The sequence below is a fragment of the Aestuariibaculum sediminum genome, from assembly GCF_014596945.1.
Lineage (GTDB): Bacteria > Bacteroidota > Bacteroidia > Flavobacteriales > Flavobacteriaceae > Aestuariibaculum > Aestuariibaculum sediminum.
In genome coordinates this window covers 15,316-29,687 of record NZ_JACVXB010000002.1, presented here as the reverse complement: position 1 = coordinate 29,687, position 14,372 = coordinate 15,316, and the positions used below count along the sequence as shown (strand labels likewise).

The window sequence follows — 14,372 nt, the reverse complement described above, 5'->3', positions numbered from 1 at the left end:
AAACATTGATTTACATATCTTTTACGTAGGCCTTAATAGCCTTTTCCATATTCCCTGTCTTATTATAGAGTGCCATGATAGCTTCATTCTCCTGACCATCGGTGAGGTAGGCCGCAAAAACTTCTTTCGGCACCTCTAACCTGAAAATATTACTGGTCTTCCCTATTTTGATAAACATTTCGGTATACTTGCGCTTTCCTGAGAGGTTGTTCCGGATTGAACGAAGTTGATTCAAATCATGAGAGGAAAGATTCAGTCGTTTTTTAAGCTCATCATACCCCTTTTCATTGTGCAGACTATAAACCACCTGTGTATTTTCTAGAATACTGGCCGAAGTTGAATTATCAGGGAGCTGATTTATGGATTGAAGAATAATACCTATAGCTCCGTTTTGCTTTCTGATGGCTTGATAGTAAAACTCAACACTCTCCAGAACATTTTTAAACTTCAGTTGTTTGGCAAACTCATCGAACAGGATGATTCCCTTCTCAGCTCTGTTTCTCCAAATGGTACGCTGAATGGCTGATTTAATAAGCTTAAGCATAACAGATAGAATCTCCTTATTGTCTCGAACTTCATCCAGTTCAAAAACAATAAGCCTTTTATCTTCAATTTTATAGGTCTGATCTGCATCTGTATTGAAAAGAAAACTATAAAGGCCATCGCCGACATACTCCGATAACACATGCAGAAAATCATAGAGGTTAAAATACCTCTCCTGAATCCCCAGATCTTTTAGCAACTGATCCTTTCGATTATCTACAAACTGATACAGTCCAGAAAGAGAATATGTTTTATCCCTGGCTTGTAAATAATAGTGCCTAAGCACTTTTTTAATAGCCACTTCCTGAGCTTTAGTAGCCTCTTGTCCTGTAGCCAGTAACTCTAAAATAAAAATGGATAAATCCTCTAAACGCTCCGGGGTAATATCCGCCTTACTTTCAATATAAAAGGGGTTAATCCCAAGGTTCTTACCTTGTTCATATCTTAAAATGATATGATCCTCTGGGTAGAGTTTGGCAAACTTGGAATAGGAGCCTCCCAGGTCAATAATCACCAGACGTACTTTACTTTCAAAGTACTGCCTAAGTATATTGTTGGCCAGGAAGGACTTCCCTTCTCCAGTCGGGGCAAAAATGGCAAAGTTGCGTGCCTTGATGCGTCTCTTCCCTTCATCCCATACATCCTTTAGCACAGGAATATTGAATTGTCTATCATTAAAGATAACACCGGTAGCATCCGATTTATAATTGGTATTATTAATTAGTAAACACAAGGCGTGCTTTAAATCGGTAACATACAGATCTTCATTTGAGAAGTTTGAAGCATGGCAAAAAAAGGAATTTAAAATATAATGTTTGCGCTCCTCCCCTTTTGGGTAATACGGCAGCATATCGAGTTCCTTAAACTCAGCCTTGATTTTGGAGGCAATATCTTTTAATTTGTCTTTATCCTTTGCCCAAAACATGACGTTAAGATGTCCTCTGATGATTTTAGAAGTTTCATCCTCGTTAATCTGGGCAACCACATCTTCTATTTTTTTTAAAATGACTTTGTTTTGAGTGCCGAAATTAGAGCTCTTCTTCAGTTCTTCTATTTTCTTCTCTAGTAGCTTACGCCATTTATGCTTATCATCTAAATAAATGATTTGATTAATGATATGATTCTCATCTAAACTGAGTCCTATACCATCAATAAACCCCTGATGAAAACTAAAATCATCTGAAGTGAACCGATCATTAACTTTACTGGACCCGACTAGTTCTCCAAAGCAGCCCTCATTATTAATAGCCAGGACATCAAACTGATGGTCTCCAGCCGATATTTCTTTAGCATTCAGATTCATATCCGTTAGAAACCCCTGATTAAAACCATTAAAATACTGCCAGGTCAAGTTCTCAACCCTTTCTATATCTATAGGCTGTAATTGTAGTTTACGGCTATTATTCACATAGGACACCGCATCTCCTACAGCGGTCATGAACTGCTCAACCTGGCGATCTACCGTTTTACAAATCCCTTTGTCGTATTTTATAAAGGGATTTATATATTTTGCAGTGCTCATCCCCTTATTCATTGGCATGGTAAAAAACAGATAGGATTCATGTTTTAGATAATCCCGACCTTTAAAATGATTCGCCGTAGCCTGTTCTAAAAAGGAAGTATTCGGCAAATCTTCTGAGGTATAACTGCTTTTATGATAGATATCCTGTTTATGAATGACAGTACCCACGGGTAGTGATTTAAAAGCCTGAAACCATATCCCATGAATGACCTCGAAATCAGCTTCGGACAAGGAGTAGATCTCGGGAAGATCACAGGTATATCCAAGAATCACATTACCATTGGAGGCAAAAATCACATGATCCTGCACATCTAAAATCGGATAATATTCTAAGAAGTTTAATTTATTCATAATGTATAGGGCTTAGTTTTTTTGAACTGATAGTTTTGGGAAAACTCGTTTTAAGCTGCCATTTCAAATGCCCTTTGGCTAGGTGCGTTAAGGTGATATACAGTCCAAGGTTAAAGGCAACAATCAAAACAATAATAAGCACACTAAAAGAAAAGATGATCACCAGTAAAGAGACCAGCACACTGGTCATCAAAAGCGCAAACAATGCTAGAGGCAGCCCCATAATCATGGCTTGCTTTCTGATATCTTTATACACCTTGGACTGTTTCATACCACCACAGATTAGACAACAATACCAATCAGGTAAGTAAAAATGCCCACCACAGCACCTGCTATTAATACAAAAACCAACACTCGGGTAATACCTTTCTTTAAATCTGAATTCTCACCAAAGAAGTGACCGGCATTAAACAAGAAACCGACTAAGAATATCACCCCTAGAATGATGGGAAAGACACTTCGGATGGTATCCGACACATCATTAACCGATTGTTCGATACCTCCAATCTGAGCAAAACTGCTTCCTGAGATCAAAAAACTTAAGATTGTAAAATAGATTGCTTTTTTCATCTGACTTGTATTTTGATTAACAACTTTTTCGTTGTTATAAAATTACAATATATTTGCATTCAACTATCTGATTTTCAATATTTTACATAAATAATATTCATTGAATTAGTTTGAATTGATTTCGCATCAATCCGCATCAAATCATATGAAAATCAACTGCTTAAAACTTTAAAATCATGACTCAAAATCTAAAATTGAAGAGGCAAAACGTCATTTTTCTTCTAGTTTTCCTAAAAATCGCTTTAGTATTTGCTCAAGGTGATTCCCTTAAGAAAATCGTAATTATTGATCCCGGTCATGGAGGTATTGATTCTGGAGCTATAGGCTTTGGAATTCAGGAAAAAAACATCACCCTGGCCATAGCAAAAGAGGTTTTAAAATTAAACCGAGACCTTTGGAATGACCATTTGGAGTTGTATCTGACCAGATACTCAGATACTCTAGTGTCCTTACCTGATCGCAGCAGGCTAGCTAAAACGCTTCACGCTAATGCTTTTACATCCATCCATTGCAATGCTTCTAGTTCAGCCGCCAAGGGTATTGAAGTGTTTACCTCAAATAAATCAGGTGGCTATGATGAATCCTCATGTCATCTGGCCAGTCATATTTTGAAAACCTATCATGAGCGGCTGGGATTTCACTCCAGAGGTGTAAAAAGAGCCAATTTAGCTGTCCTTAGACAAGCTTCAGATGCTTTTCCAGCTGTTTTGATTGAAGTGGGGTTTATCACCAGAAAAGAAGAAGCTACCTATTTTTCTAATCCAAAACACATTACGGCTATTGCCCTGGCTTTACTTGAAGGGCTTTATAACTATCTAAATCCAAAATTATGAAAACCATTTACATCGAACTGCTTACCAATCTAAAGACCATCATCATGGCTTGCTACAAAACCTTCCGGGAGTATATTAAAACAAGCGGGAAATAATTATTTACGTTTATCCCTGGCGGTCATATCAAAGGCGATCAAATTGAACAGCTCTCGCATTCGAGAGCGTACCCGACTACCATAGCGCTCTTCAAGCTCCTGGGCATTAAGATTGGTGGTGATATGGGTTTTGATCTTGTGTTGTAAAAACAGCTCATATCGAGACAGGATAACTTCTCCCATCACATTGCAGTCCTTACCGTAGTGTCTGCCCAGTGGCTCTATACCTAGATCATCAAAACACAGGTAGTGGCTATCGCCATAATCCTCAATGGTTTTATAGCCCAGGTGATTAAACCCAAATACAACATTTCTGGATGGGATAATTTTATAAGGCTTCTGATGAGGAACGATGGTTCTAAGTAATTTCATGAGCGTGGTTTTGCCACACCCCACTGGACCACTAAGCAAAATACCCTTGGCCGTATCAATCCCCAGACGTTTGCAGTTTTCTTCGTCTTTGATGAAGTAATTACAAAGTCTGAAGAGAATATCCCGATCTTCTTTGTCCAGTTTAAAGGCGGTTCCAAACTCCCCTTGTCCCTTGTTTTGCAAGTAACTGAGAATGCTTTCAAAATTGTAGGTCACTTTATTGCCCTGCAATTCCCCGATCTCAAACTTCTTATCCCCATCGATGATGATATGTGGCTGAATCTGTTTCATAACGGCTCATCATATTTTTTCTTTGATTCCGTTTTTAAGTTGTCCTGATATGGGACACTGCCATTTCGTTTGTTTTTTTCTGAAAAACCTTCAAAATTTAAATGTCCAGGTTTATTATTGTTTTTATTGTTTATTCCCGTTTGTATATGTTTTATTTTACGTCCCACTACTTGTCCACTGCTTGTCCCTGAAATGGGATGGTGTTGGTACACAGCTTGTCCAGCACTTGTACCACTGGCTGTACCTGTGGTCGTACCAGTGGTTGTACCACTACTTGTCTCAAATTGATACATCATAATTTGGCTTCCTTTGAATGGATTATGAGAGGGCGAATATTCTAAATACCTCCATTGATGTAACTCCTTTAAGCACCTATGATAAGTTGATTTTGACCCCAATTTTGCCATTTTCATAACATCTTCTCTACTGATAAAAAATGATTCTGGAAAATGATAATAATTCCAAAGCTGAAATAAGGCAAAATAAAGGCTTACATGGGTTGCATTTAAACGTTCATCAAGAGAAAACTGCATTAAAACAGCGTTCATATGCTTAATATAATTCACATCTTTCATGATCCTTTTCTTTTAAATTTATTATGAATCTTGTTCTCTTCTATCACCTTAATGATATCCTGATAATCATAAAACAACACCCCGCCCACTTTAGAGTATGGAATGGTGCCGTTAATTCTTAGATTTTGAAGGGTACCATGTGAGATTCCCAAAAGTTCTCTCACCTCTGGAGATTTTAACCATTTTTTGGACCGACTCTCAGTTTCATTACTTAAAAGTGTTTTTAGATCTTCCAGTAATTCAATTTTAAATTCATAAAGATCATCTGTGGTAATAATTGTTGCTGCCATAAGATTTGATTTTAAAAAACAAAGCCGCCCGAGAAATCCCTTAAATAACCTTTGGGCGACTTTGCATTGATTTGACTTTCTAATGGCAAAGCTGAATCCTTTTGATGTATTTATTACGTAAGACGTTCGTAGTTACGTCAAACTTTAACATTTTGATTTTTGACACGTTTTGGGGTGTTTTGGAGTCCTTTTTTGAGTTTTTGGGGTATCAAACAGTTCAAATTTTATGAAAATGAGATTTTTTTGGGATACGTAACCTACACGTAACTCCGAATACTATTCTTACAAAAAATTATAGGTTTAAATGGCATCATCCTGATCCATTTTATGATTGAATCGCTCGGTGAGTTCTTCCAAAAATCGGGCTCTGTTGCCCTTCCTGGCCTTGATCTCTGAATAGGTTTTATAGATGTTTCCCAGTTGTACTCCAAAGAGTTGCTCAAACAAATGTGCCATGGTTTTTAAATCATCTGTTCCGTTATTAATGACCTGAGTTTCATGAATAGCATACAGAAGTTCGGTAAGAGCAATTTTTGAAGCTGTCCACTTAATTGGCTTTAATCTGGTTTGATTAGAGTGGTTAGCTTTATTTTTCTGCTTAATTTCTTTTATAAGGCTTCGGATATAAAGGGTAAAATGGTTCATACCTTTAATTCGCGCCCAAAGCATGTCATGAGACGTAAAAAATTTAGGGTCTAGATATGAGGATTCAGGAAGAGCGTAAAGCGGAAAGACTTGATGAGATCTTGTAAAATATTGTTTATCCAGATAACAAAGATCCTGATCCATATAATGCACAAAGTCTGAATAGCGATGGAAAAACTTATTGACACGCCTCATTTTCTTGTTTAAAAATGCCAATTTATTGCGGGAACCCAATCTGGGCATATGAAGCTGACAAGACCGTACTTCATTAAAATAAACCAGTAAACTTAAGGGCTCAACCTTAATCCTCTTGAAAAAGCGAATTTCATCCTCTGTGTTTTTAAACCCCTTCTTTTCAACGATAGTCTTCAGGTGGTAAAGAGCATCATTACATAAAAGAATACCTTTGTTGATATTTTTGAGGCTTATTAAAGTTCCATTATTTATCTCTGAAAGTTTAGCATTAAACTCTGCTACGACATGATCATAAGTTCCATCCATTCAGACAAGTGTTTAAAATACCTTGAGAGAAGAGGCATTATGATGACGATTTACATATGCATTATAATTATTTAGTACCTCCCATCATTTCCATTAGTTCTAATGAAAAATTATCCTTCGCTTGCATATAGGCTACTTTTTTGGTAACCTCTGCACCTAACTTTTTCTTTTCAAAACCAGCGGTAAGTCCAAAATCAATACTGGATTTCTCCAATTCCCCTGCCCGCTTTATGGTTTGAAATAGCAATTGCCTGTAGACCTGATAGGTCTGCACATAGGCATAATCCATTCCGATAAAGGCAGGCACATAGGTGTTTCCTGCATTACTATAACAAAACATCACTCCTACAGGAATTGCCTTTTGATCATGGGTATACTCTGCTTTTAAATGCAATATGATAAACTCCCAATGAGGGTTTAAGGACATCTCATCCATTAACCCTACAGGATAATCAAACATATTAAGCCCTAGATTATGAGCACTTACTTGCTGAAATAGTTTATAAAACACTAATTTCTCTGCTTTTGAAATCTGGCCCTTGATTACCAAGTCAAAACAGGATTCAAAAGGTTGTATATCCTTTCTGAAATGACGGCGTGATTTTGCCGATAGCTTCTCCATATAGGACTGGGCATCCACCCATTTGAGTTTGTGGATTTGAGCGGCTTCAGGCATGATTACTTTAAAATAGCCATGGTTATGAAAAAATTCGTTAAGTACATCATCCTGTTTAAAATCTCTGAAGACAATCATTGAAGGATTTAAAGTTTTATCCAGTTTATCCACCTGATCAAGCATCAATTGCATGGCCTTAAGCCACATCGGATGGGACTGATCCAAATACAAATGATCGCCCTCGGTAAAAAGTGATCCCATACTAAGTACATAAGAACACATATAATTGGGGTCTGCTTTTCTCTTGACCTCAATGGCTTTAGATACAGACTCCGGTGCCAGCATATCTTCCTTCCAAAGCGCATAAGTAAAATAGGTCGCCAAGACAGGTTTATTCAACTGATCTTTAATAATCAAATAATAAAACTGCCAGTTAAATGTTTCATCATTATGGTTTAAAAAGGTCTTTTCTAAAAATTGAAGTCCGTTGTAATCAAACACGCCCCTGGATCCATATAAGCTATTCCAGAGCTTGGTATCAATATTTGATATACACGTCTCGAACTGTACACTAAGCCCTTGAACGGCTTCATATTTAGAAGTCTCCTTTGATATGCTTTTCAAATTAAATGCTGTAAACACCTTATCACTTGTGGTATGCGTTGCTTCCAAAGCTTTTGGATAATGGTATACCATAGCCTCAGTCAACGCTTTAATTTCCTCTGGCTGGTTATGTCTGGATATAGTAATTCTTACTCCCGTATTTTTAACGGGCACCGCAGGAAATAACCCCAGATTAACAAAAAAGCCTTCTTTAAGTAGGCGGTTTACAAAATTATACCCTGTTATGGGCATGCCTGTTCCTACGTAAAATACAGGGGACTCATTGTACTCCACTATGGGCAAATCCGTTTCTTTTAATAAGGCATTAAAATAATGGATACGCTCGCCTAATTCTCTTTGAAGGATATAGATTTCATCCGACAGATGAATATCTGCAGATGCAATGGCCGCTGCGACAGAGGCTGGTTCCAACTGTGCTGAAAATGTAAGCGGCCCACCGAAGGTTTTGATTTTGCTATGCAATTTTTTATTAGAACAGGTCATCACCGCCCCACTGGCACCGAAGGTTTTACTTAAAGTGCTAAAAACCAAAACATGCTCTGGGAGTTCACCTAGTTCCTGCATCACATAACCGGTACCATGCTTCCCTGCCCAGCTCATACCGTGTACATCATCAAAATACAAATGAAGTTGCGAGTATTTATTTGAAAGTTCCAATAGCTCCTTAACTGGCGCTGCATCGCCATACATGGAATACAAGCCATCAGCCATATACCATACCTTCTTATGTTTTGATGATAAAGACTTCATTTTATCCTCCAACATATTAAGATTGTTATGCCGAATCATTTCTATTGGGACGCTTCGGGACTTTAAAGGTTTGGCGGCATTCTGAACACTCCAATGCACCTGATGATCTAATACAATAGCATCCTGATCAGACACTACACTTGGGATGACTCCTATATGTCCAAGTGTACTGTTCTTGGTAATAATCACGGGGTTTCCATACATCTGAGTTACCCTCTCCTCAAGGGTTTGATATAGTGGATGTGATACATAAGTTTTAGAGAGCGGAAACTGTGTGCCGTATCTTAATATAGCATCTACAGCGGCCTGTTTTAGGCGTTTATCCTGTTCCAGCCCCAGATAACCAGTGGTTCCAAAATGAAAGAGGGATTTACCATCAATGCCAATGGTTCTTCCTGATAAGATATCACCATCGGCGTATAAATGAAGCACCCCTTGCTTGGTCGCATCAGTGAATACTTCATCTACAATGTCTAAAAAATTGTTAGGTTTAATTTTAGCCATATTTGTCTAAATTTTATGGGTTTAGGGTTAGAATAATTAGAGAAACTCCCAATTAAAATCATTTTAAACTAATAAAAATCAACCTGTTAAACTCCGTTTTGAAGATTTCCAACATAAAATAATCCCTTTTAGATACACATATTTTCCATATAGATCCTTTTTTGTTAAAAAAGTAAGATTAAACCTATATAACGTAAGACAAAAAATATTAATTTGTAGCCCCATTTAATAAAAAGTACCATGGAACGTTATACCGAAAACAATTATGCCTCCTTTTGGTTGCAAAATGGCATTATTCATTTTGTCTACAAAAACCAAGTAAGTATCAAATATCCAATGGCCATAAAAATTGTGGCTGACCGTTTAAAAATACAACAAGGGGTATCCTACCCTGTTCTTTGTAATATCAAAGGATTAAAAGAAATAGATAAAGATTCCAGACGATTTTTATCCAATGAAGGTTCATCGCTTATTACGGCGGTGGCCTTTGTAAGCCATACACCCTTATCGAGTATTCTCACCAAACTATACACCAGAAATAAACCTATTATTCCGACAGAAGTGTTTCAAACGGAACAAGAAGCTTTGGAATATCTATCACAATATGTCTAACCACATAAATTAAAAAGGATGAGCTATGACGGATTTAGAAAATAGAAAACGACTGGAAAATATATTTAACCATCTCATAAAAATGTCTTCTGGCAATTTCTCATATCGCTTAGAACGAACCAATAAGACAGATGAATTGGAAGCTTTAACAGCATTAGTTAACGGAACCAGTGAAGAAATACAAGATGCTTTTTTTCATCAAAGCTATATTAATCTGCATGACTCCTACCGGTTTGCATCGCAAATGTTTTTTCTCTTAGATGAACAATTCAATATCATGGAGCTAAATTCGAGCCCAAGTAAGTTTCTAGAATACCATACTGAAGACCTTCTTAATAATCCTTTTGAATCATTTTTATCTGACAATTCTAAGAAAACATGGGGGAAAACGTTAAAACTAAAATCTTCAAAAAAACATGAAAAAAATATTCTTTTAGAATTTAAAACTAAAACTAACCTACTATTACCCAGCTACTGTAAAGTTATATTCTTTTCAAATGCATCATTTTTAAAAGGAAAAACCATCATAACCTCATTTGATTTTATTCAGGCAAGAAAAATAATTGAAGAAAAACTGGAACGAAAAATTAATCAATCAAATGACACAACTAAAGCTAACAAATCTAATAAAAAAGCTCTGTCTTTCACTGATGTAGCTATTATCCGCGCCATTGGCGAACATCTTAATACCCGTCTGCAACTCCCCTTACCCAACCTAAAAGATCTTGCTCACGAATTTGGAACCAATGAGTTCAAACTCAAAAAGGGATTCAAGGAACTTTATGGAATGACCGCCTCAAAGTACTTAAAAAACCAAAGACTACGTAAAGCGCATGTTCTTATCGCCGACACCAATAAATCGATAAAAACGATTGCTAAAATGGTGGGCCTCAAAAGAGGCAACCATTTATCAAGAGAATTTAAAGAACGGTTCGGATATAGTCCTACAAAATTAAGATCCAAGACAAAATAATCCTTTCCAGATACGCCTCATCTATTTTAGATACTTTTACCTTATTAATTTTATACCATTCAATATCAATCAAATACAAATGATATGAAATGGTTACAAAAACATGCAAATCTTATTATTGAGATAACTTGCAACCTATTGGTAGTACTGTTTCTATATGCTGCCATCTCAAAACTTCTAGACTACCAGCATTTTAAATGGCAATTAAACCAATCGCCATTTATCTCCACATACTCGGACTCACTATCATGGATAATCCCGATTACAGAAATAGGAATATCTATTGCTTTAATTTCTAAGGAGTTTAAGTTGGAAGGTTTAATTTCTAGTTTAATTTTACTTGGATGCTTTACGACTTATATCATTATTATTCTTTCCTACAGTAACCATATTCCGTGTTCTTGCGGAGGAGTCCTTTCTAGTTTAGGGTGGAAAAAACATATACTTTTTAATCTAAGTTTCATGTTTCTTAATACTATTGGCATCTTATTAACTAAGCATAAAAAATCAATTGCGCGATTGCAGGGCAAGACCGAAAACCTGTAAAAAAGAGTAGGTCATTAATTTTTAAACTTTTAATACTATGAAAAATTCATTTTTAAAAATCGTTTTGCCTGCTTTAGCTATCATGCTAGCAGTAGGCTTATCTTTTGCCACTGAAACACTAAACTCTAGTGTGACTGGTTATTACGACGATCCAGCTATCCCTGGGGTGCAGTCTACCACTACAGATTGTATGCAGCAACCCTCTGGAGTACAATGTGAAACGCCAGAAGGTTTCCCTCTTTACGCTACGCCAGATTTGGATAATATTCCTAACAATGAACTACGTAAGGATGAATAACTCTTTTGTAATAACTACGAAAAGGTGCTTTTTGAGCACCTTTTCCATTAATATAATTTATAAAGAAGAAAATATTCTATTATTTCAAATATTGCTTAATTAAGGAATCCAGCTCAAAAGCTTCAACATCATTATTAACAAGCGTCCCATTTTTATCAATGAGCCACTTAGTTGGTAAAGCTCTGATGTCAAACAAACTATGATAGCTAACAGGATTTATACTACCTTTATCTAAATGTTGCAACCAATCTGCTTTTGCTTTATTTATAATTTCTAATACTCGCTCTCTGGACTCATCTCCATTTCCAACAATGCCAACAATTTCAAAACCTTGAGCTTTGTATTTATCATATAATGTTTTTAAATATGGCATTTCCTTTATACAAGGCGGACAATAAATGGACCAAAAATCTACTAAAACAACTTTCCCTTTAAGATCTGATAATTTCAAACTATTACCGTCTAACCCACTAAATTTCATATCTAACATACTATGATCTCCTTTTATTTTTTGTTGTGCAATAGCCTGCTTATAAGCTTTAATTGTAGAGTTTAATTTTAAATATCCTTTTGTAGAATCCTCCTTCGAAAAAGCATAAGCTTCATCCATAAAAAGCTCTGGTAATCCAGTCGAAAAATCCCTCATATAATCTATAAAGTTTATGATATAATTAGCGATATCTTCTGACTCAGGATACTTTTTTAAAAGCCCTAACAATCGACCCCAAGAGTCTCGCCAATAGTCAACCTCAATAGAGCTCCAAAAATCAGTTTCAATTGCAACATTAGGCAGTTGAAAAAACTCAATTACTTGAATGCCTACATCTCTATTGAACAAAGCTTTTTCAAATCGTGCTTTTATTTCAATAGATGCATCGGAACTGAGTATATTATTCACATATTTATCGCCTTTATTTTTCCATTGCGCTCTGGCCTTAAAATCAATTGGCAGTAATCGATATGCAATTTTCCAGGCTTCTTTCATTCCACTGCGTGGAAGCTTAGAAATAGAGTCAATAATTTTTGGTTCAACGTCATCAGGAATAAATCTTGGTCTAAAGGGAGAACCTAAAAACATACTCAATGCTGTGTAATAATTTGAACTATTGGGATAGGTGTTTAAAAAGTCTTCTACAACTTTTGATTTTTCAATCCTCAAATCGTTTTCATATTTTAAATATTCCCAAAGGTTAGATTCATCGAGCCATTTACAGTTTTTAGATGGAATGCATGATGTTTTATAAATTTTATTAACATATTTCCAGTCTTCCACCTCATTAATATGAGGTAATTCCATGCTTACTTTTGAAGGGTCATCACCTACTATTTGAGCTGACATCACGGTTACTCGAAACAGTAACAAACCAAAAGTCAACACCTTTAAAGCGCTATTGTTTATTATTATATTTATCATATCAAATGTGTTTAAATTTCTAATTATTTTAATACCCGGGGTTTTGAGGTTTTAGATTTGGGTTTAATTCTATTTCTGATTCAGGTATGGGTAAAAGCACATCAGTATCACGCCATCCTTGTTTGATATCTGATAATAAATCCGAGGCTTTCCCAAACCTTTTCAAATCAAACCAACGTTGTGCATGTTCGGTAAATAATTCAATGCGTCTTTCTTTGAAAATCGCTTCCATCAAATCCGCCTTGGAGTTCAGGTCGACTGACATTAAACCTGCTCTATTCCTAATTGTATTTAAGTCCTGGTTAGCTTGCTCAAGATTATTCAATTGTGCTAAAGCTTCTGCTCTGATTAAATATTGTTCCGACAATCTAAAAATGATGGAATACTCTAATTCCGTTGTTGAATTCGTAAAGGTTTCCTTGTACTTATTGGCAAAGTATAATGTGGTTAATCCATCGTCACTGGTTATACTTCCGATCCAATTTACTGCGCGTAAATCATTACTTTCAAAGGCATTTAATAAATCACTTGACAAGGCATATCCTCTTGTTGGAATGGTATTTATTATAAAACTAATGCCTTCATATGTATTTTTTATCTTTCCAGATTTTAGCTGCCATATGGTTTCTACCGATTCTTTTAAGAATACTTTTGACAAGTCCGATTCTAATTCAAAATCATCGATCAAAAGACTGGAAGTCTTCACAGCCATTTCCCAACTCCCTGTATACAAATACAGTCTAGCTAATAGTGCTCGCGAAGCTGACTTTGTGGGGTAAATATTTCCAAGAGACAGGCTTGAATTTTCAAATAACTCTAATGACGTCTCTAAATCCTCAATTGCCATTTCATAAACTTCAGCTTCAGGGCTTCTTTCTTTTCTGTTATTTTGAACATAGTCTATCGTTTTTATATAAGGGGTAGCTCCAAAAACCCCACTGAGCAAACTATGTAAATAACCGCGTAAAAAAAGAGCTTGAGCCTTATAAAAGTTTTGATCTTCTTCTGTTAGTATATCAGAATGATCCAAACCATATATAATGTCATTTGCCGCATAAATTAAATTGTAAGCCTGATTCCACCAGTCTAATAAAATACTTTCACTGGCTAAGATATTGTGGTTGTAAAAATTTAATTGACCTGTATTATAGCCATGATAATTCAATTCATCTGAATAGGCTCCCAGATTTACTGCTATGCCATTGACCCCAGAAACCATACCCCCTTCTCTCATATTATAATAAATATTAGCTAGTGCTGATTCTACGGTTGAGACATCTTCAAAAACCGTTTCCGTAATTAACGTGTCTTTCGGTGGATCAATATCCAATATAGATTCACAAGAAAACAGGATTAATCCCATAAGACATATGCCCCAATACCTCTTTTTGATACAATTAAAAACCAACTGTACTATGGCATTATTGATGTTATTTTTAGTTTTCAT

Annotated in this window: 15 protein-coding genes; 5 read left to right on the top strand and 10 right to left on the bottom strand. The window is 36.0% G+C overall.

The window, feature by feature from the left end; translation table 11 throughout:
- Positions 1 to 10: 10 nt before the first annotated feature.
- The 3 genes from ICJ83_RS05170 to ICJ83_RS05160 are packed head-to-tail and all read right to left on the bottom strand — an operon-like array spanning position 11 to position 2,986.
- Positions 11 to 2,416: a TraG family conjugative transposon ATPase gene (locus ICJ83_RS05170; RefSeq protein ID WP_188229317.1), complete on the bottom strand. Its 2,406-nt coding sequence runs from the start codon at positions 2,414 to 2,416 to the stop codon at positions 11 to 13.
- On the bottom strand, positions 2,409 to 2,687 hold the full coding sequence (locus tag ICJ83_RS05165; protein WP_188229316.1) for a hypothetical protein: 279 nt from the start codon (positions 2,685 to 2,687) through the stop codon (positions 2,409 to 2,411). Before ICJ83_RS05165 ends, ICJ83_RS05170 begins: the two co-directional genes overlap by 8 nt.
- An 11-nt stretch (positions 2,688 to 2,698) precedes the next feature.
- Positions 2,699 to 2,986, bottom strand: a complete 288-nt coding sequence (locus ICJ83_RS05160) for a hypothetical protein (protein WP_188229315.1) — start codon at positions 2,984 to 2,986, stop codon at positions 2,699 to 2,701.
- 176 nt (positions 2,987 to 3,162) lie between these two features.
- Here ICJ83_RS05160 and ICJ83_RS05155 point away from each other — a divergent pair, with 176 nt between their 5' ends.
- Positions 3,163 to 3,819 carry an N-acetylmuramoyl-L-alanine amidase family protein gene (locus ICJ83_RS05155; protein ID WP_188229314.1) on the top strand — a complete coding sequence of 219 codons (657 nt, stop codon included), beginning with the start codon at positions 3,163 to 3,165 and terminating at the stop codon, positions 3,817 to 3,819.
- A 95-nt stretch (positions 3,820 to 3,914) separates the two neighbouring features.
- Here the strand turns inward: ICJ83_RS05155 and ICJ83_RS05150 are convergent, their stop codons facing one another.
- The 5 genes from ICJ83_RS05150 to ICJ83_RS05130 all read right to left on the bottom strand — a co-directional run bounded on the left by ICJ83_RS05150 (position 3,915) and on the right by ICJ83_RS05130 (position 9,082).
- Positions 3,915 to 4,577, bottom strand: a complete 663-nt coding sequence (locus ICJ83_RS05150) for a P-loop NTPase family protein (RefSeq protein ID WP_188229313.1) — start codon at positions 4,575 to 4,577, stop codon at positions 3,915 to 3,917.
- A complete protein-coding gene (locus ICJ83_RS05145; RefSeq protein WP_188229312.1) occupies positions 4,574 to 5,152 on the bottom strand; it encodes a hypothetical protein in 579 nt (192 codons plus the stop codon). Before ICJ83_RS05145 ends, ICJ83_RS05150 begins: the two co-directional genes overlap by 4 nt.
- Positions 5,149 to 5,442, bottom strand: coding sequence for a helix-turn-helix domain-containing protein (locus tag ICJ83_RS05140; RefSeq protein WP_188229311.1), 294 nt, complete (start codon positions 5,440 to 5,442; stop codon positions 5,149 to 5,151). Before ICJ83_RS05140 ends, ICJ83_RS05145 begins: the two co-directional genes overlap by 4 nt.
- A 300-nt stretch (positions 5,443 to 5,742) precedes the next feature.
- Positions 5,743 to 6,588: an RteC domain-containing protein gene (locus ICJ83_RS05135; RefSeq protein WP_188229310.1), complete on the bottom strand. Its 846-nt coding sequence runs from the start codon at positions 6,586 to 6,588 to the stop codon at positions 5,743 to 5,745.
- Positions 6,589 to 6,655: 67 nt separating this feature from the next.
- Positions 6,656 to 9,082: an aminotransferase class I/II-fold pyridoxal phosphate-dependent enzyme gene (locus ICJ83_RS05130; RefSeq protein ID WP_188229309.1), complete on the bottom strand. Its 2,427-nt coding sequence runs from the start codon at positions 9,080 to 9,082 to the stop codon at positions 6,656 to 6,658.
- Positions 9,083 to 9,322: 240 nt separating this feature from the next.
- Between ICJ83_RS05130 and ICJ83_RS05125 the strand changes: the two genes are divergently transcribed.
- The 4 genes from ICJ83_RS05125 to ICJ83_RS05115 all read left to right on the top strand — a co-directional run bounded on the left by ICJ83_RS05125 (position 9,323) and on the right by ICJ83_RS05115 (position 11,511).
- Positions 9,323 to 9,694, top strand: a complete 372-nt coding sequence (locus ICJ83_RS05125) for a DUF7793 family protein (protein ID WP_188229308.1) — start codon at positions 9,323 to 9,325, stop codon at positions 9,692 to 9,694.
- 25 nt (positions 9,695 to 9,719) lie between these two features.
- The gene (locus ICJ83_RS05120; protein WP_188229307.1) at positions 9,720 to 10,667 is read left to right on the top strand and encodes a helix-turn-helix transcriptional regulator; all 948 of its coding nucleotides are present in this window, start codon (positions 9,720 to 9,722) and stop codon (positions 10,665 to 10,667) included.
- An 84-nt stretch (positions 10,668 to 10,751) separates the two neighbouring features.
- Positions 10,752 to 11,213, top strand: a complete 462-nt coding sequence (locus ICJ83_RS17120; RefSeq protein ID WP_394354296.1) for a MauE/DoxX family redox-associated membrane protein — start codon at positions 10,752 to 10,754, stop codon at positions 11,211 to 11,213.
- A gap of 37 nt (positions 11,214 to 11,250) precedes the next feature.
- Positions 11,251 to 11,511, top strand: coding sequence for a DUF6520 family protein (locus ICJ83_RS05115; RefSeq protein ID WP_223154600.1), 261 nt, complete (start codon positions 11,251 to 11,253; stop codon positions 11,509 to 11,511).
- A gap of 79 nt (positions 11,512 to 11,590) precedes the next feature.
- Here the strand turns inward: ICJ83_RS05115 and ICJ83_RS05110 are convergent, their stop codons facing one another.
- Together ICJ83_RS05110 and ICJ83_RS05105 are read right to left on the bottom strand one after the other, a co-directional pair.
- Entirely contained in the window at positions 11,591 to 12,925 is a 1,335-nt protein-coding gene (locus tag ICJ83_RS05110; RefSeq protein WP_188229305.1) for a TlpA family protein disulfide reductase, read from the bottom strand.
- Between the two features lie 28 nt (positions 12,926 to 12,953).
- Complete coding sequence (locus ICJ83_RS05105; protein ID WP_188229304.1) at positions 12,954 to 14,372, bottom strand: RagB/SusD family nutrient uptake outer membrane protein; 1,419 nt, start codon at positions 14,370 to 14,372, stop codon at positions 12,954 to 12,956.